General features: G+C 72.8%; 17 protein-coding genes. 10 read left to right on the forward strand and 7 right to left on the reverse strand.

Annotated features, from left to right (window positions below; translation table 11 throughout):
* Window positions 1–39: 39 nt before the first annotated feature.
* A complete protein-coding gene (locus AC5L38_RS10235; protein ID WP_495242515.1) occupies window positions 40–240 on the forward strand; it encodes a hypothetical protein in 201 nt (66 codons plus the stop codon).
* 201 nt (window positions 241–441) lie between these two features.
* On the opposite strand, the gene AC5L38_RS10240 is transcribed toward AC5L38_RS10235, so the two are convergent.
* From AC5L38_RS10240 to AC5L38_RS10255, 4 genes are all read right to left on the reverse strand, one after another.
* Complete coding sequence (locus AC5L38_RS10240) at window positions 442–3,996, reverse strand: DUF4153 domain-containing protein (protein WP_495242516.1); 3,555 nt, start codon at window positions 3,994–3,996, stop codon at window positions 442–444.
* A 186-nt stretch (window positions 3,997–4,182) separates the two neighbouring features.
* Window positions 4,183–4,872, reverse strand: coding sequence for a response regulator transcription factor (locus tag AC5L38_RS10245; protein ID WP_362679567.1), 690 nt, complete (start codon window positions 4,870–4,872; stop codon window positions 4,183–4,185).
* A 214-nt stretch (window positions 4,873–5,086) separates the two neighbouring features.
* Window positions 5,087–6,067 carry a GNAT family N-acetyltransferase gene (locus AC5L38_RS10250; RefSeq protein ID WP_495242517.1) on the reverse strand — a complete coding sequence of 327 codons (981 nt, stop codon included), beginning with the start codon at window positions 6,065–6,067 and terminating at the stop codon, window positions 5,087–5,089.
* Between the two features lie 258 nt (window positions 6,068–6,325).
* Window positions 6,326–7,312, reverse strand: coding sequence for a helix-turn-helix transcriptional regulator (locus AC5L38_RS10255; protein ID WP_495242518.1), 987 nt, complete (start codon window positions 7,310–7,312; stop codon window positions 6,326–6,328).
* 62 nt (window positions 7,313–7,374) lie between these two features.
* On the opposite strand from AC5L38_RS10255, the gene AC5L38_RS10260 reads away from it, so the two are divergent.
* Both AC5L38_RS10260 and AC5L38_RS10265 read left to right on the forward strand, forming a co-directional pair.
* Complete coding sequence (locus tag AC5L38_RS10260) at window positions 7,375–8,493, forward strand: ATP-binding cassette domain-containing protein (protein ID WP_495242519.1); 1,119 nt, start codon at window positions 7,375–7,377, stop codon at window positions 8,491–8,493.
* The gene (locus AC5L38_RS10265; RefSeq protein ID WP_495242520.1) at window positions 8,490–9,239 is read left to right on the forward strand and encodes an ABC transporter permease; all 750 of its coding nucleotides are present in this window, start codon (window positions 8,490–8,492) and stop codon (window positions 9,237–9,239) included. Before AC5L38_RS10260 ends, AC5L38_RS10265 begins: the two co-directional genes overlap by 4 nt.
* 111 nt (window positions 9,240–9,350) lie before the next feature.
* Here AC5L38_RS10265 and AC5L38_RS10270 read toward each other — a convergent pair whose 3' ends face one another.
* Window positions 9,351–10,976 carry a class I adenylate-forming enzyme family protein gene (locus AC5L38_RS10270; protein WP_495242521.1) on the reverse strand — a complete coding sequence of 542 codons (1,626 nt, stop codon included), beginning with the start codon at window positions 10,974–10,976 and terminating at the stop codon, window positions 9,351–9,353.
* Window positions 10,977–11,141: 165 nt separating this feature from the next.
* Between AC5L38_RS10270 and AC5L38_RS10275 the strand changes: the two genes are divergently transcribed.
* The 4 genes from AC5L38_RS10275 to AC5L38_RS10290 all read left to right on the forward strand — a co-directional run bounded on the left by AC5L38_RS10275 (window position 11,142) and on the right by AC5L38_RS10290 (window position 17,639).
* A complete protein-coding gene (locus AC5L38_RS10275) occupies window positions 11,142–12,710 on the forward strand; it encodes a serine/threonine-protein kinase (protein WP_495242522.1) in 1,569 nt (522 codons plus the stop codon).
* Window positions 12,711–12,808: 98 nt separating this feature from the next.
* Window positions 12,809–14,746, forward strand: coding sequence for a protein kinase family protein (locus tag AC5L38_RS10280; protein ID WP_495242523.1), 1,938 nt, complete (start codon window positions 12,809–12,811; stop codon window positions 14,744–14,746).
* Window positions 14,739–16,289, forward strand: a complete 1,551-nt coding sequence (locus AC5L38_RS10285; protein ID WP_495242524.1) for a serine/threonine-protein kinase — start codon at window positions 14,739–14,741, stop codon at window positions 16,287–16,289. Before AC5L38_RS10280 ends, AC5L38_RS10285 begins: the two co-directional genes overlap by 8 nt.
* A gap of 18 nt (window positions 16,290–16,307) precedes the next feature.
* The gene (locus AC5L38_RS10290; protein ID WP_495242525.1) at window positions 16,308–17,639 is read left to right on the forward strand and encodes a protein kinase family protein; all 1,332 of its coding nucleotides are present in this window, start codon (window positions 16,308–16,310) and stop codon (window positions 17,637–17,639) included.
* A gap of 64 nt (window positions 17,640–17,703) precedes the next feature.
* Here AC5L38_RS10290 and AC5L38_RS10295 read toward each other — a convergent pair whose 3' ends face one another.
* Both AC5L38_RS10295 and AC5L38_RS10300 read right to left on the reverse strand, forming a co-directional pair.
* Complete coding sequence (locus tag AC5L38_RS10295) at window positions 17,704–18,171, reverse strand: hypothetical protein (protein ID WP_495242526.1); 468 nt, start codon at window positions 18,169–18,171, stop codon at window positions 17,704–17,706.
* Window positions 18,172–18,465: 294 nt separating this feature from the next.
* Window positions 18,466–19,386 carry a winged helix-turn-helix transcriptional regulator gene (locus AC5L38_RS10300; protein WP_495242527.1) on the reverse strand — a complete coding sequence of 307 codons (921 nt, stop codon included), beginning with the start codon at window positions 19,384–19,386 and terminating at the stop codon, window positions 18,466–18,468.
* Between the two features lie 263 nt (window positions 19,387–19,649).
* On the opposite strand from AC5L38_RS10300, the gene AC5L38_RS10305 reads away from it, so the two are divergent.
* From AC5L38_RS10305 to AC5L38_RS10315, 3 genes are all read left to right on the forward strand, one after another.
* Window positions 19,650–21,101: a carotenoid oxygenase family protein gene (locus AC5L38_RS10305; RefSeq protein ID WP_495242528.1), complete on the forward strand. Its 1,452-nt coding sequence runs from the start codon at window positions 19,650–19,652 to the stop codon at window positions 21,099–21,101.
* 70 nt (window positions 21,102–21,171) lie between these two features.
* Window positions 21,172–22,341: an acetyl-CoA C-acyltransferase gene (locus AC5L38_RS10310; protein ID WP_495242529.1), complete on the forward strand. Its 1,170-nt coding sequence runs from the start codon at window positions 21,172–21,174 to the stop codon at window positions 22,339–22,341.
* Entirely contained in the window at window positions 22,338–23,318 is a 981-nt protein-coding gene (locus tag AC5L38_RS10315) for an LLM class F420-dependent oxidoreductase (protein ID WP_495242530.1), read from the forward strand. Before AC5L38_RS10310 ends, AC5L38_RS10315 begins: the two co-directional genes overlap by 4 nt.
* Window positions 23,319–23,374: the final 56 nt, after the last annotated feature.

Here is a 23,374-nt window from a genome sequence, read left to right on the forward strand (position 1 = left end):
AACGGCCGCTCCTTCCCCGGCCCGGGGCCAGGGCTGAGCATGACCGAGAACGAACCGGTCGCGCGGGACGTCGCCGCGATGGACGAGGCCGAGCGCGCCCAGTGGTTCCATGACAACCGTTGTCCGGCGAGGAGACCCGGCAGCTCCAGGATTCCGTCCTGGACATCGTGGAACTGCTGGAGCGCGGTGGCATCGGACTTGACGCGGCGGCGGACGAACGCGATCGATCGCTGGTTCTGAAATCACCGCGTCGTCCGCGAAAGAAGAAGGTCGAAGCCGGAAAGCAGTCAAGGAACCGAACCGTGCACACCGGCTCGGGGCGGCACACGGTCACACGTCCGGCCGGTGCCCGGCGACGCCTCACCAGGGCCGGACACCTGGTGAGACGCCGTTTCGCGTGGCCGGCGAGGAAGCACCGTGAGATCGGTCCCCCGGGGCCGCTCAGTCCTGGTACGGAGTCTCCAGCCGGGAGGGTGTCTGCGGGCATGAGACGCCCCTGTTGACCGGGCGCCGTTCCAGCAGTTCCCTCGCCTCGCGGCGGGCCAGGTTCCAGCCGTTCCAGGGGTCGGGCCCGGCGAGCTCGTTGGCCGCGACCACGTCCCGCAGGACGCAGCTGCGGGCCGGTTCCGGCAGCCTGTCCAGGGCGGGCACGGCCTCCGCGCCGAGGTCGCCCAGGTACGCGAGGTCGACCCGCTCCACGCCCCGTACGGCGATCTGGGTCTCCGCGACCCGCAGGTCGGGGTTCCAGACCGCGAACGCCAGCAGGGAGGCGCTCGTCATGATGACGACGGTCCTGGGCAGCCAGCGCGCGTGCCCGCGTCCGGTGAGCCGGGCCGCGCCCGCGGCGAGGACGAGCGCGAAGATCCCGCCCAGCCACAGCACCGTGGCCGACACCGAGGCCCGCAGCCGGGAGAGCCCGTAGACGTCGGCGTACAGGTCCAGGCGGTGCAGCGCGGAGAACAGGATCACCAGGGTCAGCACGCAGAGCACGCCGAGCAGCCCGGCCATCAGCCAGCGGTCGAACCCCTTGAGCTCCAGCGTCCCCGAGGCGACCGCCACGATGGCCAGCACGAACACGCTGACGACGACGAGCTGGAAGAACCCCGAGCGCGCGTACTCGGCGTAGGTCAGGCCGGTGGCCTCCAGCACCCACCGGGTACTGCCGAACAGCACCGTCAGCTGCATACCCACGAACGTGGCGAACAGCAGGTTGAGCGCCGTCAGCGGGGTCACCCAGAGGCCGCGGCCGACCGTGACCTTCAGGTCGGGGGCCTTCGGCTCGGCCACGGGTCGCAGGCCGACCAGTACCGAGGAGGCGACCACGGCCGCGAAGACGACGAAGAGGAGGATCCGCAGCGGCATCGACTCCGCCCACGCCTGCGCGCTGAACACCCGCTCGACGGCCTCGGCGAAGACCGCGTCCGCCGAGGCGAACAGCGCCCCGAAGACCACGAGCAGCACGACGGTCAGGCCGCCCCCCAGCAGCACGGGCACCACGCGGCGGCGGGACGCGAGGCCCTTCAGCCTCGCGCCGAGGAACCACGGCACCGGCAGCAGGCCCAGGACCACCGACGCGCCGCCCCTGATCACCCCGAGCCAGCCGCGCCCGGCCCCCGACAGGGCGAGCGCGGCCGTCAGGAACCCGGCCAGCAGGAGGATGCCGACCAGCCAGTCCGCGTCCCTGAACATCACCGTCGCGACCAGCCCGTAGGCGATCGCCCCCATCCCGGCCGACCACGGGTTGATCCTCCTGCGCGCCGCGGGGATCGCCGCGATCCCCATCGCCGCGGACACCAGCACGATCCCCAGCCCCGCCCTGCTGTACGGCACCGCGACCGCGGCGAGCGCCCCGACGGCGGCCGACACCGGCAGCACCCACCTGGGCGTGTCCGGCAGCTCGGGCCGCGGGAAGATCGGCGGCGCCTCGTACCCGCCGGGAGCACCCGGCCCCTTCCCCCCGCCCGGCGCCTCGCGTTCGACGGGAGCCGCGGCCCCCCTGCCCCCGCCCGGTTCCGCCGGACCTCCCGGCCGGGAGAGCGCCGGCGAACTCGTCACCCCTTCCCCGTGCGGCGTCGCCGGAGCGGGTACGGTGACGCGCTGCGCGACGGGCCCCCGCGCCGGAGGCCGGTGCGGGGGCGGCTCGGCGGGTGCCAGGAAGTCGCCGGTGGGCGTGGTGGCACCGATGACCGTGCCGATGAACGCGCCGATGGCGAAGACAACGCCTCCGGCGAACCCGCCCAGCAGGGGGTCGACGCTCGCGAGGGCGATGCCCACGAGCACGGCGCACACCAGCCCCCCGACGCCACCGAGGAACACCCCGATGAACGCTCCCGGCCAGTTCCGCATCACGACCGGCCTCTGGCGCGCGCTCCCCTGCCGGGCGAGAACGGGCCTCGGGGGGTACGGCTGCGCGGGAGGCCGTACGGGGAGAGGGAGAGAGGGGGTGACGGCATCGGGGACGACGGCTCCGTGGCCCGCTCCCGAGTCCGTTTTCGAGTCCGCTCCGGTGGCCGTTCCGGGGACCGTGCCAGGGATCGGAGGGGCGGGCAGCGGCCCGGACGTCGTCACGTCGCGCTCGGAGCCCTCCGGGACCTGACCCGGGACCTGGACCTGGCCCTGGACCTGACCCGGGACCTGCCCCTGAGCCTGGTCCGGGACCTGGCCGGAAAGCACGGCCGTGACCGGGGCGGAGGTGCCGGAGGCGGCGGGGATGCCGGAGGCGCCGATGGTCCTGGACGCCTCGCCGGTCTCGCGAGGTCCGGATGCCCAAACGGGTCCCGCGGCCTGCCCGGCCCCGGCCGTCTCACGGACCTCGGGTGCCCGACCGGCCTTCCCGGGTTCCCCGGCCGGGGGCCCCTCGGCGGCCTCGCGGCGTCCGGACGGCGTACCCGCCGCGTACGGGACGGAGGGCGGCGCGGGAGCCTCACCGGAGGAGACCTCGTCCGGGGCGGCGGCGTCCACCTCCGAGGGGAGGGAGTCCTTGTCGGTGGGAGACGGGGGGTTCATCTCGATCCTTTCCGGAAGGTCGGCCACGACGTGGCAGCCGACACCGTCGTCGACGTGGATGGAACCGCCGTGAAGTTCGACGATCTCCTTGGTGATGGCCAGGCCGAGCCCGGCGCCGCCGTCGTCGGCGGCCCGGCCCGCGTCCAGGCGCGAGAAGCGCTCGAACGCCCGCGCCCGGTCCTCGGCCGCGATCCCCGGCCCCTGGTCCCTCACCCGCAGCCGGACGCCCTCTCCCCTGGCCGTGGCCGTCAGCACCACCAGCCCTCCGGCGGGGCTGTGCCGTACCGCGTTGTCCAGCAGGTTGGCGAGGACCTGCGCGAGCAGGTCGGGATCGGCACGCAGGCTCAGCCCCTCCGGGACCTCGCAGCGCGCCACCACGCCCTCCCTGGCCAGTACGGCCTCCCGCAGGGCCTGCTCGCACAGCGGGCGCAGCTCGACGTCCTCGCGCTCGATCAGCCGGGCCCCGGACTCCAGGCGGGACAGGTCGAGCAGCTGCGCGACCAGCCGGCCCAGCCGTTCGGTCTGGGCGAGCGCGGTGCCGAGGGTGACGGGGTCGGGCTCCGAGACCCCGTCGACCACGTTCTCCAGCACCGCCCGGAGCGCGGTGATCGGCGTGCGGAGCTCGTGGCTGACGTTGGCCACCAGTTCCCGCCGCTGCCGGTCCACCTCGCCCAGGTCGGCGGCCATCGCGTTGAAGGCGCGGGCGAGCTCGCCGACCTCGTCACGGGAGGACGCGGTGACCCGCAGGCCGTACCGGCCCTTGGCGATGGTCTGCGCGGCGGCGGCCATCTCGCGCAGCGGCTTGGTCATCCCCCGCGCGAGCAGCTGCACCATGATCATCGCGAACACCGCGGCCACCGCGACGCGCACGTTGCGCGAGTATCCGGCGTTGATGCCGACCTCGTTGACGACGAACGCCGCCACCACGGCCAGCAGGATCACCAGTCCGAGCTTTATCTTGATCCGGCCCAGGAAGTCGAGAGGTCTCAATGGTCGGCGCTTCTCGGTGTTGGAGTGGAAGTGCATACGAGTGTCTGAGTGACGGAGAGGACGATCGGTTCTCCTCCGGACGCGAGTGCCGCCCTTTCGGGGTGTACGAGCACCGTCGTACCGGAACGTCGCCGTTCACGGTTTGACGGGGGGTGTGCGAGCACGGCCGTACCGGAACGTCGCCGTTCACGGCTTGACGAGGGCGTAGCCGACGCCGTGGACGGTACGGACGACGCCGGGGCCGAGCTTGCGGCGCAGGGCCCGCACGTGGCTGTCGACCGTGCGGGTGGCCGCGGCCTCGGAGAAGCCCCATATGTCGGCCAGCAGCCGCTCCCGCTCGAAGACCTGGCCGGGACGCTCGGCGAGGCGGCAGAGCAGGTCGAACTCGGTCCTGGTCAGCTGGGCCTCGGTGCCCCGCACGTAGACGCGGCGCTCCGCCGTGTCGATCTCGACGTCGGCGAGGCGGATGACCGTGTCGGCCACGGCCAGCTGGGAGGCCCGCTCGACCCTGCGCAGCAGCGCGTGCACCCGGGCGACCAGCTCGCGCATGCTGAACGGCTTGGCCATGTAGTCGTCGGCCCCGACCCCGAGTCCCACGAGCAGGTCGGTCTCCTCGCCCAGCGCGGTGAGCATGAGCACCGGCACCGGCCTGGCCGCCTGCATCCTCCGGCACACCTCCAGCCCGTCGAGGCCGGGCAGCAGCCGGTCGAGCACCACCACGTCGGGCCCCGTCCTCGCGTAGGCGGCCAGCGCCGCCTGCCCGTCCCCGACGACCTGCACGTCGAAACCCTCGGCGGCCAGCCTGTGGCGTACGGCCCGCGCGATCGTCTCGTCGTCCTCGACCACGAGGACGCGTCGTTGCTGAGGGGTTGCCATGCCCGGCAGCGTAGACCTGAGCCGTGCAGAAGACCTGTGGCGAATTGTGAAGATTCTGCGCACCCGCTGGTCAGAACGGACCACCGGGTGGGGTCCTCGCGCGTGCGAGGCCCCCACCCGGGCCGGAGAGGCCGGAACCAGAGGGGAAGGTCAGGGAAGAAGGTCAGGCGGTGAGCCGGACCTCACCCGAAGGCGTTCGTCCACATCCCCGCCGTCAGGCGAGGATCAGCCGGCGGCCGGTGACCCGGTAGCCGATCCGGGCGAACGAGGCCGCCATGGGCGCGTTGCCCACGTCGGTGTTGTCCTTCACCTCGGGCTCGCCCTCGGCGGCGAAGATGTGCAGCGCCTCGGTCACCAGGTCGTCTGCGTAGCCGTGACCCCGGTGGGCCGGGTCGACCCCGAGGTAGCCGATCGTGGCGTTCCTGGAGTTGCGCGTCGCCATCACGATGCCGACGAGCTCCCCCGACGCGTCGCGGGCGAGCCGCCACCGGTGGCGCCCGCCGGGCATGTCCGCGACCTCGGCCAGGGTCTTCCCGGCCGCCGCCCTCGCGCCGCCGTCCGCGACGTTGCGCCGGTCCCAGTCGTCGAGGCTGCCCTCGGCGATGCGGGCCAGCAGGTCCACCACCACCTCGTCGTCGTCGGCCGGGGCGAAGGTGAGCCGGGCCGGCCTGGGCGGCAGGCCGTACTCGGGGAGCCAGCTCAGGTTGAGCCGCTCGACGGTCCGCCGCAGCCCGGCTTTCTCGGCGGCGGCGATCCGGTCGGAGGCGTCCGCGAACGCGTCGGGGCGCTCGCGCCAGTCGGAGGGCAGGAACAGGTGGTAGTCGGGCCGCGCCCCGGACGGGGTGGCGTACCCGGGCGTGACCAGGGCCGCGTACGCGGCTCGCAGCAGGGCGGCTCCCACCTCGACCCGGTCGGGGCCGGACCCGGGGTCGAGCCAGTCGAGGCTGAAGGGGTGCTCGGAGCCCGGCGGGCCCCAGAAGGCGGCCCTGGCGACGACCTCGTCGCCGCGCAGCGCGACCCAGACCCATCCGGGCCGGTAGCCGAGCTCGTCGAAGGGCAGGTGGCGGGCACCGACGCCGGAGGCGGGGAGCGGGCCGTAGCGGTGGAACAGGTCGAACTCGCCATCTTCGAGCGGGCGGAACCTCAGGTCGGGCACAGAAAGATCGGACAGGTCGGGCACGGAAAACTCGGACAAGCGAAACTCCAGAAAGCGAATGCGCTTCCCGGGCTCAGGCGGCCTGTCGCCCGAGGCGGGAGCGCGTGACCAGGATGGCGAACATCTGCTCCTCACCTCCTCACACTCGAAGGGACGGTCAGGCTACCGGCGTGCCCGGCGCGGACTCAACCGGATAAGCGGCCTCAACCGAATGAACGGCCTCGACCGGATGAAAGGACGCGCGGGCGGACCGTTCGCCGGTGTCACCCGACGGACCTCGGTGTCCCGTTCAGGGCGTCACGCCTCCCCGTTCTCGCCCTCCGTGCCCCCGCTTCCCGCGCGGGCGAACCGTTCGGCGGTCGCGCGCAGGTAGTCACGGAACCCGGCCGGCCGGACCACCTCGAAGTCCGCGCCCAGCGCGGCGAGGACCAGGACCGGCCACTCCATCCCGTCGGCGTTCATCAGCAACCGGCACGACCGGTCGTCGACGGCCTCGACCGTCCCTCCCAGGGGTGACACGACACGCTCGACGTCGGCCGCCGGTACCCGTACGACGACCTCGATCTGGTACTGCGCCGGCATCGACGTGATGCTGTCGCGGACGAACGCCCCCGCGTCGCCGCCGGGCAGCTCGCGCGGGCGGAAGCGGGCCCCGGTCGGCTCCGCGCCGGTCAGCCGGTCGACGCGGAAGGTTCGCCAGCCGTGGCGCTCGACGTCCCAGGCGACGAGATACCAGCGGCGTCCCAGCGACACGAGGCGGTGCGGCTCGACCAGCCGGGTCGTCCGGTCGCCGTCGCGCGCGGTGTACTCGAACCGCAGCCGCTCGTCGTCCCGGCACGCCTGGGCGATCGCCGTCAGGGCGAGCGAGTCGACCGTGGGCCCCCCGCCGAAGACGGCGGGGACGGTGTAGGCCCGCAGCGCGTCGACCCTGCGCCGCAACCGGGGCGGCATCACCTGGACGACCTTGGTCAGCGCCCGCACCGACGTCTCCTCGATACCGGCCACGGCGCCGCCGGCCGCCGTACGCAACCCGACGGCGATGGCCACCGCCTCCTCGTCGTCGAGCAGCAGGGGCGGCATGGTCGCACCGGTCTGGAGCTGGTAGCCGCCCGCGACGCCCCGGTTGGCGTCGACCGGGTAGCCCAGCTCGCGCAGCCTGTCGACGTCACGCCGCAGCGTCCGCTCGCTCACGTTCAGCCGTTCGGCGAGCTCGCCGCCCGGCCAGTATCGATGGGTCTGCAGCAGGGACAGCAGCCGCAGCATCCGCGCGCTCGTGTTCGCCATGAATCCAGGTTCCCGCCGATTCCGGTCAGAAAGTGGCCTGAATGGATTCTAGCGTGGTCCACATGAACAGCACGATGATCCGCACGAGCGGGCTGACCAGGCACTTCACCGTCAGGAAAGAGACGGTCGAGGCGGTACGCGGCCTCGACCTGCACGTCGCCTCCGGCGAGATGGTGGCACTGCTGGGACCGAACGGGGCGGGAAAGTCGACCACCCTGCGGATGCTCACCACGCTGCTCCCCCCGACCTCGGGCAGCGTGGAGGTCGCCGGACACGACGTGACGACCGGACAGCGCGGCGTGCGCTCCCGGATCGGCTACATCGGCCAGGGCAACGGGGCCGCGCACAACCAGCGGGGCCGCGACGAGCTGATCAGTCAGGGCCGCGCGTACGGGCTCGGCGCCCGCGCGTCACGCGACCGGGCGGCCGAGCTGATCGCCTCCCTGGACCTGGAGGGCGTCGCCGACCGGGTGGTGTCGTCGCTGTCCGGCGGCCAGCGACGGCGGCTGGACATCGCGATGGGCCTCATCCACGCCCCTGACCTGCTATTTCTGGACGAGCCCTCCACCGGCCTCGACCCGCAGAACCGGGCCAACCTCTCGGAGCACATCCGCGCGCTGCGCGCCGAGCACGGCACCACGATCGTCCTGACCACCCACTACCTCGACGAGGCCGACCAGCTGGCCGAGCGGGTCATCGTGATCGACCACGGGCGGGTCATCGCCGACGACACCCCGGCGCGGCTCAAGGCCGACCACGCGGGCGACCGCGTCACCCTGACGTTCGGCGGCGAGCGGGACGCCCTGCGGGCCGTCACCGAGTCGCTGGGCGTCGTGGCGGGCGCGCGGGTCGAGCGGACCGGCGCGCGGGTCGTGATCGAGGTGGCCGGTGGCGTCCAGCTCGCGCCGAAGCTGCTGCGCGGCCTGGACGAGGCGGGTGTCGAGGTGACCGGTGTCGAGGTCACCAGCCCCACCCTCGACGACGTCTTCCTCAACCTGACCGGCCGCAGCCTCCGCGAGGACGGCACCACCGGCACCACCGGCACCGGGACGGCGGACCCCGGATCCGAGAACCCCGGGGCCGTAGGACCCGGCGGTAGGGAAGCCCGCACCCCGAAACCCACGACCGCCAAGCGCGCCGCCGGGTCCGGCGTCGTCACCCCCGAGGAGAGCACGGCATGAGCGGCACCACGATGGTCACCGACACCCTCACCGTCTTCAACCGCGAGCTGCGCCCCGTGCTGCGCGACCCGTTCTCCGTGATCTTCACGATGGTGCAGCCGCTGTTCTTCCTGGCGCTGTTCGCGCCCCTGCTCCCGGCCGTGGAGGGCGGGTCCGCGCTGCAGTGGTTCGTCCCCGGCATCGTGGTGATGTCCTGCCTGTTCGGCACCTCCTCCACCGGGGCGAACCTGCTGTTCGAGATCCAGACCGGCTCGCACGAGCGGATGCTCGTCTCCCCGCTGCGCAGGCCCGCCCTGATCGTCGGGCGGGCCCTGAAGGAGATCGTGCCGACGCTCGCCCAGACGGTGGTCGTCATCGCCGTCACCATCCCGTTCGGGTTCCGCCCGAACCTCGTGGGAGCCCTCATCGGCCTGCTGGTCCTCGCCGTCTTCTGCGTGGGCCTCGGCGCGCTCTCCTACACGCTGGCGCTGGCGTCCAAGGACAGCGAGTGGATGTTCTGGGCCGTCCAGCAGACGCTGCTCTTCCCGCTGATGCTGCTCGCCGGGATGCTGCTGCCCATCGACGGCGGCCCCGGCTGGTTGCAGGCCCTCTCGCGGCTCAACCCGCTGACGTACGTCGTGGAGGCCGAGCGCGCCCTGTTCAACGGCGAGATCGTCTCGGCGGCCACCGGCGGCGGCCTGGTCGCGGCCGTGGTCGTGGCCGCGCTGGGCCTGTTCGTCGGCACCCGGGCCATGCGCCGCGCCTGACTACGCCAAGGCGAGCCCGACGCGCCGCGCCCCGGCACCCGCCGGAGCGCGGCGTCACGGCGTCACGGCGTCGCGGCTTCGCGAAGGAGGACCACGGCCGCCGCGCCGGTCTCAGCCGTTCGCCGCCAGCGACTCCTTCAGCTCCCGCTTGAGGATCTTGCCCAGCGGGTTGCGGGGCAGCGCCTCGACGAGCTCCAGGCGTTCGGGGAGCTTGTACGAGGCGATGCCCTTGTCCCGCAGGTGGTCCACGACCGAGGCGAGGTCGACGGTCTGGCCGGGTCTGGGGACGAGCACGACGCATACCCGTTCACCGAGGACCTCGTCGGCGTAGCCGACCACCGCCACCTCGGCCACCGCCGGGTGCCCGGAGACCAGCGCCTCCAGCTCGGCGGGCGCGATGTTCATCCCGCCCCGGATGACCAGGTCCTTGGCCCGGTCGACGTAGCGCAGGTACTGCCCCTGGTCTCCGGCGATCTCGAACACGTCGCCGGTCATCAGGTAGCCGTCCCCGTCGAACGGGTCGGCGGCGGCCGTGCCCGGCAGGTAGCCGGAGAAGACGGTCGGCCCCCACAGGTGGAGCTCGCCGGGGACCCCGGCCTCGACGATCTCGTTGCCGAGCGGGTCGACCAGCTTGGTCCTGGTCGCGCCGAGGGTGCCGGGCCAGCCGGCGCCCGGGGCGTCGGGCCGGGGGAAGAAGCGGGCCCTGTCCTCGGGGTCGGGCATGCGCACCGGGTCCGAGAGGAGCGCGACGCCCTCGTTGGAACCGAAGAAATTGATGATCGCGATGCCGTGCCGGTCCTGCCAGCCCTTGACCATGGGCGGGGGCAGCGGCGCCGAGCCCGAGCCGATCCGGGTCAGCGTGGTGAGGTCGGTCCTGGCGAGGATCGCCTCCTGCTGGAGCAGCATCGTCAGCAGCGCGGGCGGGGCCAGGGTGTAGGTGACGCCCTCGGCCGCGATCTGCCCGAGGTAGGTCGGCAGGTCGAACGGGTGGTGCTGGACGAGCACCGCGCCGGTCCTCAGCCAGGGCAGGAAGACCCCGCCGATCCCCGCCATGTTGACCATGGGGAAGGGGTTGAGGATGACGTCGTCCTCGGTGAGGCCGGGAGCCTCGGCACAGGTGGACGCGACCGCGAGCCAGTCGTAGTGGCACCTCGGCACCCCCTTGGGAGTGGCCTCGGTGCCGGAGGTCCAGCAGATCGTGACGGGGTCGGCGGGGTGCGCCTCGTACGGGACGCCCGGCCCCACTTCCGGGGATGCTGCCGCGGTGTCGAGGTCGGCGCCCCAGGTGAGGGCCGGGATGCCCTCCGGCACGCGGGCGGCGGCGGTCGTCGAGGTGACGAAGACCGTGACCTCGGCGAGGGCGCAGAGCTGGTTCAGCTCGTACTCGCGGTACTGCACGGGAAACGGCGTGAGCACCGCGCCCACCCTGACCACGGCGAGGAAGGTGACCGCGAGCTCCACGCTGTTGGGCAGCTGGACGGCGACCACGTCCCCGGGACCGACGCCCCGGCCGCGCAGCACCCCCGCCACCCGGTCGACCTCGGCGTCCAGCTCGGACCAGGTGAGCCTCTTGACCTCACCGGGCAGCAGGTCGGCCTTGTTGGACGGGTCGGCGATCGCGAGGGCGCCGGGACGGGCGCTCACCTGGGCACGTAGCAGCTGGTCGATGGTGTCTCCGGTCCACCAGCCACCGGCGGTGTGGTGGTCGATCCGCTCTTGCGTGTGCAGGCGCTTCATCGCGGCTCCAGAGGCGTCGTGAGAGTGCTCGTGACACTACGAAAACAGAAGCTAGGGGTCAATGGATGAGGCGTAATCATCGTTCATTGGTTCATGTGCCACTAAGTGACTATGTTGCTGTCCGCGATGGGATAAGCGAACGGGGTGAGCGGGATCGACACTCGAGTGCTGGCAGGCCGTTACCGGCTCCTCAACCCTCTCGCCGAGGGTGGGGCCGGCACGGTCTGGCTCGCCGCCGACGAGACGCTCGGCCGTGACGTGGCGGTGAAGGAGGTACGGCTCCCGCCTGACCTCGACCCCGCCAAGCGGCAGGAGGTCTTCGCCTCGGCGATCCGGGAGGCGAACCTCGCCGCCCGGCTCAAACACCCCTCGATCGTGACCGTCCACGACGTGGTCGTCGACCAGGACCGGCCCTGGCTCGTCATGGAACTGCTGTCGGGCGCGTCCCTGGAGCAGACCGTCCGCGACCGTAGACCGCTGCCCGCGCACCAGGCGGCCAGGATCGGCGTGGGCATCCTCAGCGCGCTCGGTGCCGCACACGCCGCCGGGGTGGTCCACCGCGACGTCAAGCCGGGCAACGTCTTCCTCACCAGGACCGGCAAGGCCGTCCTCACCGACTTCGGCTTCGCGGTCGCCGAGGGCGAGGCCACCTCGGGCCGGACCGGCCACCTGGTCGGCTCGCCCAACTACATCGCGCCCGAACGGCTGCGCGGCGAGCGCGGCGGCCCCGCCTCCGACCTGTGGTCCCTCGGCGCCACGCTCTACTTCGCCGTCGAGGGGGTGCCGCCGCACCCGGCGGAGACTCCCATCGCGGCGATCGGCAAGGTGCTCACCGAGCCGCCGAGGCCGCCGGAGCGCGCGGGCGAGCTGGGCCCGCTGCTGACGCGCATGCTCGACCCGGTCCCCGAGGCCCGGCCGTCCTTCGAGGCCGCCGCCCACGCGCTGGGAGAGCTGGCCGCCGGTCGTTCGGTCACCGAGACGCCGTCCGCGCCGTCCGCGCCGTCCACGCCGTCCGCGCCGTCCGTCACCCCGCCGTCACCCGCCCCCGTACGGCCGCCCGAGCCGCGCCCGAGCCGCACGGCGGTGTGGGCCGCCGTCGAGACGGCCGGGATCGCGGTGGTCATCGCGGTCACCTTCGGGGTGACGTTCCTGATGACCTCGGACCCCACGTCCGCCGAGAAGCGGGTCAGGCTCAGCGAGAGTCCCGGCGCCTTCGCCACGCCGGTGGACGTGTGCAAGCTCATCCCCGGCTCCATGGCCAGGCAGCTGCTGCCCGCGCTGGCGGGCGAGGGCAAGCCGACCAACGACGGCGGCTGCCAGTGGCCGGTCAGGGGCATGGGGATGGAGGTGCGCCTCTCCGGCGCCGACCAGTGGGGCAAGAGCCCGCGGCAGGCCCACGAGCTGTTCGTGAACCGGCGCCAGAGCGTCATACCGAGCGGGGAGAACGCCTGGAGCTGGCCGGAGATCCAGGCCGGCATCCGCTCCTCCCGCTCCACGGCGCCGACCGCGGTGAAACCCGTCGGGGACGAGGCGTTCGGCTACGACGTCTACGAGAACCGCAAGACAGGCAGGCTGGAGCAGAGCTACGTGGTCGTGCGCGTGGACAACCTCGTCCTCGACGTGGGTTACACCGTGGTGGACGGCAGCAAGGACGGCCCGGCGATCCAGGCCGGCGCCCACACCACCGCGACGTGGATCGCCAACGCGTTGAACAAGCAGAAAGCGAGCGGATGAACCATCCAGACGTCCCTCGATCGCAGGGCAGGCACGCGGGCGGGCCCACCGCCCCTCCCGCGCCGGGCCCCGGGATCGCCGGAGCCGAGGGCCCGCCGATGCTTGAGCAGAGCTCCCTGGAACAGGTGATCGCCCGGTTCGGGCCGATGTCCCCGCAGCAGGCCGCGGTGGTCGGGGTGGCCGTGCTGGACCAGCTCGTGGCGATGCACCGGCAGGGCATGCTGCACGGCGACGTGCGGCCGACTTCGGTGCTGCTCGGCCCGTACGACCAGATCGTCCTGGCCTCGCCCTCCCTGCCCTCGTCGCTCTTCACCTCTCCCGAGGGGGTGACCAGCCCGGCCGCCGACCTGTGGTCGCTCGGCGCGACCCTCTACACCGCCGTCGAGGGACGTGCGCCCTCGCCCGGCGGCTCCCTGGACAACGCGGGCCCGATCGCGCCCGTCCTGTTCCACCTGCTCGCGGGCGACCCCGGCCAGCGGCCCGACCCGGGCACCCTGCGCGGCGCCCTGATCGAGGTCTCCCAGTACCGTCCCGAACCTCCGTCCGCGCCGCCCCCCTCGGGTGCGTTCCCGCCGCCTCCGGGTGGCTCGCTGCCCCAGGGGCCCTCCGGCCCGGGGGCGTCCGCCCCCTCCGTTCCCTTCCCTCCCGCCGTTCCCTTTCCCGCCGCACCAGGGACCCCGGCGGCCTTCGGGCAGGCCCCCCTCCAGGGAGCCGGCGCGCCCGGGACACCGGGACCGCACACCGCGACCGGGCCGGGAACGACCGGCCCCATCGTGACCGGACCGGGAACGACAGGACCGGGAACGGCGGCGGGGCCGGGCACGGGCACGGGCACGGCCGCCGGACCTCAGGGTCGCGACACGATCCCGCCGCTCGGGAGTCCCGGAACCGCCGGAGCTCCCGGAACCGCCGGAGCCGTCGGAGCTCCCGGAGCTCCCGGAGCTCCCGGAGCTCCCGGAGCTCCCGGGACCTCCGGGGGACAGGAGGACGGCGGGGTCGCCCCCGCCTCCGAGGGGGACGTGACCGCGCCCTTCAGGAAAACCCTGACCGACCAGATGTCCGACATCACGGCGAGACTCCCCCAGCAGGACATCCCCGTACCCTCGCAGGCCACGCTCTCCTCCTCCCCGGGCATGCCGATCGTCTGGCAGGCCCCGCCCCCGGCCCCGCCACGGCAGGACGCCCCCCACCAGGGCCCGCCCCACCCCGGCGCTCCCCGGCAGGAGTCGCCCCGGCAGGGACAGCCCCCGGCCGGCCCGCCCTTCCCTCCCGGCCCCACGCCACCTCACCCGAACCCGCAGGACGCCCCCACCTCACACGAACCGGCCCCCCTTCCCCCTCCCGCACCGGGGGGCGCCTCCGCCGGACCTGCGACGCGGACGACGGGGGTGCTCGTACCCCGGCCCGTCGTGGCGCTGACCGGTGTACTGCTCTTCGGCATGGCGGTCACCATCGGCGTCCTTCTCACCTCGGTGGTCACGAACTCCGACGAGACCTTCGCCGCCGAACCCTCCGGCGCCAAGGGCCGCTTCGCCACGGCTCCCCGGGCCTGCAGCCTGCTCGACGACAAGCAGGCGAACGAGGTCGTGCCGGGGTTCAAGAGCTCGGAGGTCGAGCACTCCGCGTGTGACTGGCTGAACCGGCACGACTGGCGCAAGCCCAACGTGGAGAAGTACGACCTGCGGGTCCGGCTGATCGCCCAGAAGCAGGACGGGGCGGAAGTGACCAGGGCGCGGGAGTACCTGGCGGGCAAGAAGAAGGAGGTCGCCGACAAGGGCCAGTTCTCCACCCCCAAGCCCGCGCCTCCCACGGACCTGCAGGGCGTCGGCGAGGAGGCGTTCAGCTACGGGACGTCCAACTCCATCAACCTGTACGGCGGCTCCTACAAGGCGACCGTGGTCTTCCGGATCAGCAACCTGATCGCCGAGGTCCAGTACGAGCGGGGCAGCGTCAAGGAGGACCCCGACGGGAAGATCACCGAAGGCGCGCTGAAGGTGGCCCGCTGGCTCACCGAGTCCCTGAAGACCGATGACTGATCGGGTGGCCGGCCCGCTGCCCGTGCTGGCGGGCCGCTACCGGGCGGTCGCGAAGCTCGGGGCGGGAGGGATGGGCGTGGTGTGGCGGGCTCGCGACGAGCTGCTCCACCGCGAGGTGGCGATCAAGGAGGTCAGGCTCGCCCCGAACCTGCCCGAGGCGCAGCGCGCCGAGGCGCGGGAGCGCACGCTGCGCGAGGCGCGCGCCGCGGCCCGGCTGGGGCACCCGTCCATCGTGGCCGTACACGACGTCGTGGCGCAGGACGGCCGCCCGTGGATCGTGATGGACCTGGTCGACGGCCGTTCGCTGGAACAGGCGGTCCAGGACGAGGGGCCGCTGCCGCCGCGGCGGGTGGCCACGATCGGCCTGGCCGTGCTGGACGCGCTCGCTCTCGCGCACAGCCGGGGCATCGTGCACCGCGACGTGAAACCGGCCAACATCATGCTCGCCAGGAACGGCGGGGTGCTGCTGACCGACTTCGGCATCGCCACCCTGGAGGGGGACGTCCAGCTCACCTCCCCTGACGCGCTGGTCGGTTCCCCCGCGTACATGGCCCCCGAACGGCTGCGCGGCACCGGCGACGGCCCGGCCACCGACCTGTGGTCCCTGGGCGCGACCCTGTACACGGCCGTCGAGGGCCGCAGCCCCTTCCGGCGCGACACCTCGGCCGCGACCATCGGCGCGATCCTCACCCAGGAGGCGCCGCCGCCCCGCCGGGCGGGGGACCTGACCCCGGTGCTCGTCGCGGCGCTGGTCAAGGACCCCCGGCAACGCCTTGGAGAGGCCGGGCTGCGTACCGCCCTGCGGCAGATCTCCCAGGGACTCCCCCCGCAACCGCTCCCGCAGCCCTCGCCCGGCCCGTCCCGCTCCTCGCAGGAGACCGTGCCCGCGAGACGGGCGGCCCCGAGCCGTCGTACCGGCCTGATCGCCGGGGGCGCGCTGGCCGCGGTGGCGCTGCTGGCGACCGGGGTGGTCCTGCTGACGACGACCGCGGACGACCCCGGGGCGTCGCCCCGGCCCTCGCCGTCCGCGCCCGGCGCCGGGCGGTTCGCCGCGGTGCCCGACGCCTGCTCGCTGCTGTCCGCCGCCCAGAGCCGGGCCGTGGCGCCCCGCTCGACCCCGGAACCCGCGTCGAGCTTGATGGAACTGGAGGAAGGGGACTCCTACTGCGACTGGGGTGATTCGTCGGAGGCCCGCTGGTTGCAGCTCTCGCTGACCCACAAGGCGCCCGTGAGGGCGAAGGCCGCCCCGGAGGTGGCCCGCGAGTTCTTCGCCTCCGAACGCACCAGGGTCGTCGCCGACAGGGGGGAGGGCCTCCTGGGCGAGACCGGCGCCCTCCGGAACGTCACCCGGCTCGGCGCGGAGGCCTTCGCCTACGACGTGCGCGCGCTGGACCGGATCCACTCCACGATTCGTTTCCGGATCAGCAACCTGCTGGTCGAGGTCGACGTGTCACGGAAGGGCGAGCGTCCGGACGCCACGCTGCGCGGGCAGGCCCTCCGCGTCGCCCGCCAGGTCGCGGAGAGGCTGAACAGCCGTGACTGAGCACCCGGGGCGACCGGTATGACCGATCCGAACCTGCTGGCCGGACGCTACCGGCTGCTGGAGCGCCGCGACCGGGCCGGGACCACCTGGCGCGCCCGCGACGAGCTGCTCCAGCGCGACGTCACGGTCACCGGGATACCGCTCCCGCCGCCCGGCCCGGACCGCGACCGGCTTCTCGGCCGGATCCGCGCCACGGCCGACTTCAGGCACCCGAACGTCATCACCCTGCACGACGTCGTCTCCTCCCCCGACCGGGTGTGGCTGATCCTGGAGTCGGTCGAGGGCCGCTCGGTGCTGCAGACCGTCCGGGCCCGGGGACCGCTCAGCTCCGAGCGGGCGGCCGAGGTCGGCCTGCACGTGCTGGACGCGCAGGCCGCCGCCCACGAGCGGGGCGTCCACCTCCTGGCCGGCCCGCAGAGCGTGCTTCTCACCCCGGACGACAGGGTCGTGGTCACCGGCTTCGCCATCTTCGACGCCACCGACGAGCTACGCGACCTGGGCGCCGTCCTGTTCACGGCCGTCGAGGGGCAGGCGCCGGGCCCCGGCCCGCGCACCGGGCCGAACCCGGTGTACGGCACCGACCCGGCCTCGGCGGACACCGGCCTCACCCCCGTCCCGGGTGGCACCGGAGCGGTGAGCGCCGGCCCGCTCGCTCCGCTGCTGGAGGGCTTGCTGGGGGCCGACCCCGCCCATCGTCCGGATGCCGCCACGACCCGCACGATCCTGCGGGAACTCACCTCCCGCCCCGCCGAACCCCGCCGCCGTACGGGCCTGCTCCTCGCGGGCGCCACACTGGCCCTCCTCGCCGGGGGCGGTGCGGTGTTCTGGCTCTGGCCCGGCACCGAGGCCCGGCCTCAGGAGAAGGCTCCGGCTCCGCTGCCCACCTTCTTCGCCAAGGCTCCGGACCCGTGTTCCCTGATCTCGGAAGAACAGGCCGGCCGGCTTTACCTGGCGCCTTCGCCGTCGAGAAAGAAAGCCGCGTGCAGTTGGCCGGCAGCGGACACGAAGGCGCCCGGCGGTCTCCGGAACTCACTGGAGATATCTGTTGTCCACCGACCGGAAACGGCGCTCGCACACGCGAGTTACCTTCGCTTTCTTTCAAGGGACGCGAAGGACTCGCGGAACGTGAGCGCCCCGCTCGACGTGCCGGACCTCGGTGACGAGGCCTACATTCTCCAGCTCAGCAACGGCCATTCGAGCGTGAACTCGGTGATTGTCTTCCGGGTGGGCAACGTCGTGGCGGCGCTGCAATATCACCGATTCACCGTCCCGGACACCGGCGGCAGGGGGCGCGCCGGGGCACTCCAGGCCGCCCGCTGGGCGGTGGACTCGCTTCGCGGCCCGAGATGAGTTCCGCGCCTCCTCGACCGGCAGGAGGCGGAAACCTTCCTCTCGCGAACGGCGAAGGTCACCGCTAGCTTTCGAAGGGGATCTGCCAGGAACCGCACCTCCTGCTGCTTCCGGCGTTGCTGGTGCACGCCGCGCCCTCGACGCGCACAGCGCCGACGGTGGGCACGGACACGGTGGCAGGCGGAGTGCTCGACGAGCCGGCCCTCAGCGCCTCGGCGAGCAGGATGGTGCGGGTTCCGCTGTTCGTGATGACACGGGCCCACAGCTCGGACCTTCTCCCGTCAGGCGCCTCGTCCCGGATCACACTTCCCCCGAAACTGATCCGGCCCTCACCGAAGGAACCGTAGGTGGACCAGCAGACCCCGATGGTGCCGGAGGCGGCGGGCCACCCGTCGCTTCCCTCGGGTCCGTTGAGACCGGCGCTTCCGCATCCGTCGGCCCCGGCCGTCCGGGCGCTGGAAGCACCCGCGCCCCCGATGGCCAGCACCGCCAGCGAAGCCGACACGGCGATCAGCACGGTCGCGCGTCTCACCCGTCCAAAAGACATTTCCTGCCTCCGATCAAAGCGACGCACCAGAGCGTGGGTTTTCACTGCTGCGGCATTCCGGGAAGCCACATCTCTCGGCCGCTCACGGTAATTGTCTTCGCCGTTCAAAACCAGGGGCCATTGTATGCGTACCGTGACGCCCGGCATCGATGTCTGTTCAACTGCTTACAACCCACAAGGCGAGCACCCACTCCTTCGACAACCGCGGCCCGCCACGCGACGATTACCGGAAAAACAACCCGAATCACCGTGACACCACGAGAAAGTCGCGACGCACCCTTACTCGGGCAGGACGAAACGGACCTCGCGCCGCTGGAGCGGCCGGCCGCACGCCCTGCACAGCAGGACCGGCTGGAAGGCGGCGCCGCAGAGCGCGTGGGTGATCGACAGGGCCGAGCCCTCGGGGGCGGGGAGTTCGCGCTGGGCCCAGTCGACCAGGAAGGCGAAGACCTCGAAGAAGGCCAGCCCCTTGTCGGTGAGCCGGTACGAGCCGTCGGGCCGGGCGTCGAAGACGCGCAGCTCGACGAAGCGGCGCAGCCGGTCGGTGAGCACCGAGGGCGCGATGCCGAGACCCGACTGGAAGTCGACGAAGCGCCGGGTACCCAGGAACGCCCCGGCCAGGACGCTGGTGCTCCACCGGTCGCCCAGGATCTCCATCGAGGCCGGGCAGTAGCCGATCAGGTCGGGCGAGGCGTCGGAGCGGACCGTGCGGCGGTGCCGCCTCGGCGGGCCGATCCTGGAGAACGTGGCCAGCGGGCCGGGCTCGGTCCGGGTGTCGCGGGCGCTCATCGGCTCCAGGCAGGAACCGCACCCGAGGTAGGGCTTGGCGTCCTGCCCGCACTGCTCGTGCAGCAGCGGCGGGAGCCGCCCCGGGGCGACCCAGTCGCGCTCCCACGCCTGGATGGCCACCAGCAGGGCCCACAGCTGGAGCCCGCGCTCCGTCAGCCGGTACTCGTAGCGGGTGCGGCCGTTGCGGTACGCCGACAGCTCGAAGATGCCGTGGTCGACCAGTTCCCTGAGCCTGGCGGCGAGGACCGACTCGGAGATGCCCAGCGCGTCGCGCCAGCCGGCGAAGGTCCTGATCCGCAGCAGGAACGCCCGCTGCAGGATCAGCAGCACCCACCGGTCTCCCAGGATCGCCAGCGCCTGCCCGATCGCACTGAGCTCGGTCCGCCCCGGCTCCCGCCCAGTGCCGTTCACAGCGTGTCCTCCCGATGGATGGTCGCGTGGTCATGTTCGTCGTCGACGGTCGAATTCGTGCCCGTTTTCAACGAACACGGCGATGTTCGTCGCCATCAAGCATGATCTTGCCCGTTTTCGACGAGCACGATCATCCCGCTCCCGGCGAAACCGCCAAACTACCAACCCGGCACCGCGGGGACGGCCCGGCGCCCCTCCTGGCCACGCCACCTGCGGAGAACGGGCGTTGACGAGCTGACTTCTTCTATCGTAGCTTCAAGGACATGGCGGAACCTGTGGTGGTCATGGACGAGTCGGGCGAGCCGAATCCGTACCTGCTGGGCGTCTACGCGCCGGTCCAGGACGAGATCACGGCCGAGAACCTCAAGGTCATCGGCGAGATCCCGAAGGATCTCAACGGCGTCTACCTGCGCAACGGGCCCAACACGCGGTTCCCTGTGAAGGGGCGCTACCACTGGTTCGACGGCGACGGCATGGTGCACGCGATGCACTTCGAGAACGGCAGGGCCCGCTACCGCAACCGCTACGTCAGGACCAGGGCGTTCGAGGCCGAGTCGGCGGCCGGGCGGTCGCTGTGGACCGGCGTGATGGAGAACCCGAAGGGCAACCCGTTCGGCAACACCCGCGGGCTCGGCCTCAAGGACTCCGCCAACACCGACGTGGTCTTCCACCGCGGCCAGGTCCTCACCACGTGGTACCTGTGCGGCTCCCCGTACGGCATGGACCCCCTCAGCCTGGAGACGCTCGGCGTCGAGACCTTCCTCGACACGCTGACCGGCGACTTCATGGCCCACCCCAAGGTCGACGAGCGAACCGGGGAGCTGTTCTGGTTCGACTACGGGCCCCGCAGGCCGTACCTGCGCTACGGGGTGGTCGGCGCGGGCGGGTCGGTCGAGCACTGCGTTGAGCTGGAGCTGCCCGGGGCGCGGCTGCCGCACGACATGGCGATCACCGAGAACCACGCGATCCTCATGGACCTGCCGCTCTACCAGGACATGGACGCCGCCCGGCAGGGCCGCTACAAGCTCACGTTCGACCGGGAGCTGCCCTCGCGCTTCGGCGTCATCCCCCGGCGCGGGCAGGCGCACGAGATCCGCTGGTTCGACGCGAAACCCTGCTACATCTACCACGTCGTCAACTCCTGGGAGGAGGACGGGGAGATCGTCCTGGACGTCTGCAGGGTGGGCCGTCCCGCGCCCGCCGGGAGCGGCAGCCCGCTGGCCCGCATGATCTCCTACCTCAAGCTCGACGCGCGGATGTACCGCTACCGCTTCGACCTGCGCACCGGCCGCACGTCGGAGGGGTTCGTGGACTCCGACCACAACACCGAGTTCCCCTCGATCGACGCCCGGCTGACGGGCCTGCGGTCGCGCTACGCCTACAACGTGTCGGTCAAGGACGCCGCGACCAACCTCTTCGACGGCCTGGTCCGCTACGACAACGTGACGGGCGGCAAGGAGACGTACTACTACGGCGAGCACCGCTACGGCAGCGAGGCCCCGTTCGCGCCGCGCGACGGCGCGACGGACGAGGAGGACGGCTACCTCGTCAGCTTCGTCACCGACGAGCGCGAGGGCACCTCCGAGGTGCAGGTCCTGCACGCGGCGAACCTCGCCGCCGGGCCGGTCGCCCGGATCGTCCTGCCCCAGCAGGTGCCGCTCGGCTTCCACGCCACCTGGGTACGCGCGGACCAGCTGAAAAGCGCGACCACGTGAGGAGCGGCCACGTGAGGACCAGCCACGGGAGGACCGCGCACGACATCGACATCCGGCAGGAGCGGAACAGATGACGACATATATCTACGAGACGGTCAGGACTCCCCGGGGCAAGGCCAGGCCCGGCGGGGGGCTGGCGGACGTGACGCCGCTGACCATGCTGGAGAGGCTCCTGGAGGCCCTGCGCGAGCGGACCGGCGTCGAGCGGGCGGACGACATGATCGTCGGCTGCGCCTCGCAGAACGCCGAGCAGGGCGGCAACCTGGCCAGGACCGCGGCGCTGACCGCGGGCTTCGACGCGCCGGGCATGACCGTCAACCGCTACTGCACCTCGGGCATCGACGCGGTCCGCACGGCCTTCGCGCTCGTGGAGTCCGGGCAGAGCCGCGTCGTGGTCGCCGGAGGGGTCGAGTCGGTCTCCCGGGTGCCGATGTTCTCCGACGGCGGGCCGCTGTGGGCCGACCCCGCGGTGGTGGACAGGGTCGGGTCGATCCACATGGGCATCGCGGCGGACCTGGTCGCGACGGTCGAGGGCTTCGAGCGCGAGGAGCTCGACGCGTACGGCCTGCGCACCCAGACCCTGGCCGCCGAGGCGTGGGCCGCCGGGCGCTACGAGCGCTCGCTGGTGCCGGTCGGCGGCCTGCGGCACGACGAGCACGTGCGGCCGGGCGTGACCCTGGAGGCGCTCGCCGCGATGGGCCCCGCCTTCGCCGGCCAGGACGACCAGGACGCCATCGTCCGCAGGCACCGCCCCGAGGTCGGCGAGCTGCGCCACCTGCACACCCGGGGCACCTCCCCCAGCCTGTGCGACGCGGCGGGCCTGCTCCTGGTCGGCTCGGAGGCGGCCGGCGCGGAGTTGGGCCTGCGCCCCAGGGCCAGGATCGTCGGCACCGCGACCGCCTCCGTCGACCCGGTCACCATGCTCACCGCGGGCCAGCTCGCGGTCGAGCGGGTCGTCGCCGGGGCCGGGCTCACCCCCGACGACGTCGAGGTGTACGAGTTCGCCGAGGCGTTCGCCGCGCTGTGCCTGAAGTTCCAGCGGGACCTGAAGGTCGGCGAGGACCGCTTCAACACAGGCGGCGGCACCATCGCGATGGGCCACGCCTTCGGCGCCACCGGGGCCATCCTGATCGCCGCCTGCGCGGACGAGCTCGAACGCCGCGGGGCCAGATACGGCGTCGCCGCGGTCAGCGGGGCCGCGGGCAGCGGTTCGGCCGTGCTGCTGGAGCGTGTCGCGTGAAACTGGGCGTCTCCCTGGGCCTCTGGCAGGACCGGCCCGCCGAGGAGGCCCTGCTGACCGCGAGGGCCGCCGACGAGCTGGGCTACGACGAGCTGTGGGTGGGCGAGATGGCCACCTACGACGCCTTCGCGCTGGCCACCGCGGCCGGGCTGGCCACCGGCCGGATCGGGCTCACCGTCGGGCCGCTGGCGGTGGCCGTACGGGACCCCATGATGATCGCGATGGGGGTGGCGTCGGTGGCCTCCCTGGTCGGGAGGCCGGTGAACGTGGCGGTCGGCACGTCGAGCCCGCTGGTCGTCGAGGAGTGGCACGGCAGGTCGCGGGCGCGGCCGGCCGCCGTGCTGCGGGAGGCGGTGCGGGCGCTCAGGCCGCTGCTCGATGGCGACAAATCCGATTTTTCAGGGGAATGTGTGAAGAGTCGCGGCTATCGGCTCCGGCTCCCGGCGCCCCGCGCCGAGCTGACCGTGGCCGCCTTCGGCGCCTCCGCCGTACGGACCGCCGCGACGGCCGACCGGATGGTGCTCAACCTGATCACCCCCGCCTCCGCCGCCCGCCTGACCGCCGGCCTCCGCGCGGCGGTTCGGACGGCACCGGCCCGGGAACAGGGGGACGCGGCACCGGCGCCGAGGGTGGCGGCCTGGGTGACGGCGGCGATCGACCCGGGGCGCGAGGCGGTCGACCGGATCCGGCGCGCCGTCGTGGGCTATCTCGCCGCGCCCGGATACGGCGAGATGTTCGCCGAGGCCGGGTTCGGGGACGTGGTCGCGTTCGCCAGGACCCGCCCGCACCCCCGCGAACTGCTGGCGGCCGTCCCCGACGGCCTGCTGGAGTCGGTCGCCCTGCTCGGCGACGTGGACACGGTCCGTGAGCGCCTGCGCGCGTACGCCGGCGCGGGCGTGGACGAGGTGGCGCTGGTCCCGGTCAGCACGGACGCGGACCCCGGCGGCGTGGCGACGCTCAAGGCACTGGCCGGATAGCAAAAATCACGATATATCTCGGTTGGAACCACGCCGGTAGGTCCACACGTTGGACC

It is taken from the genome of Streptosporangium nanhuense (assembly GCF_059358815.1).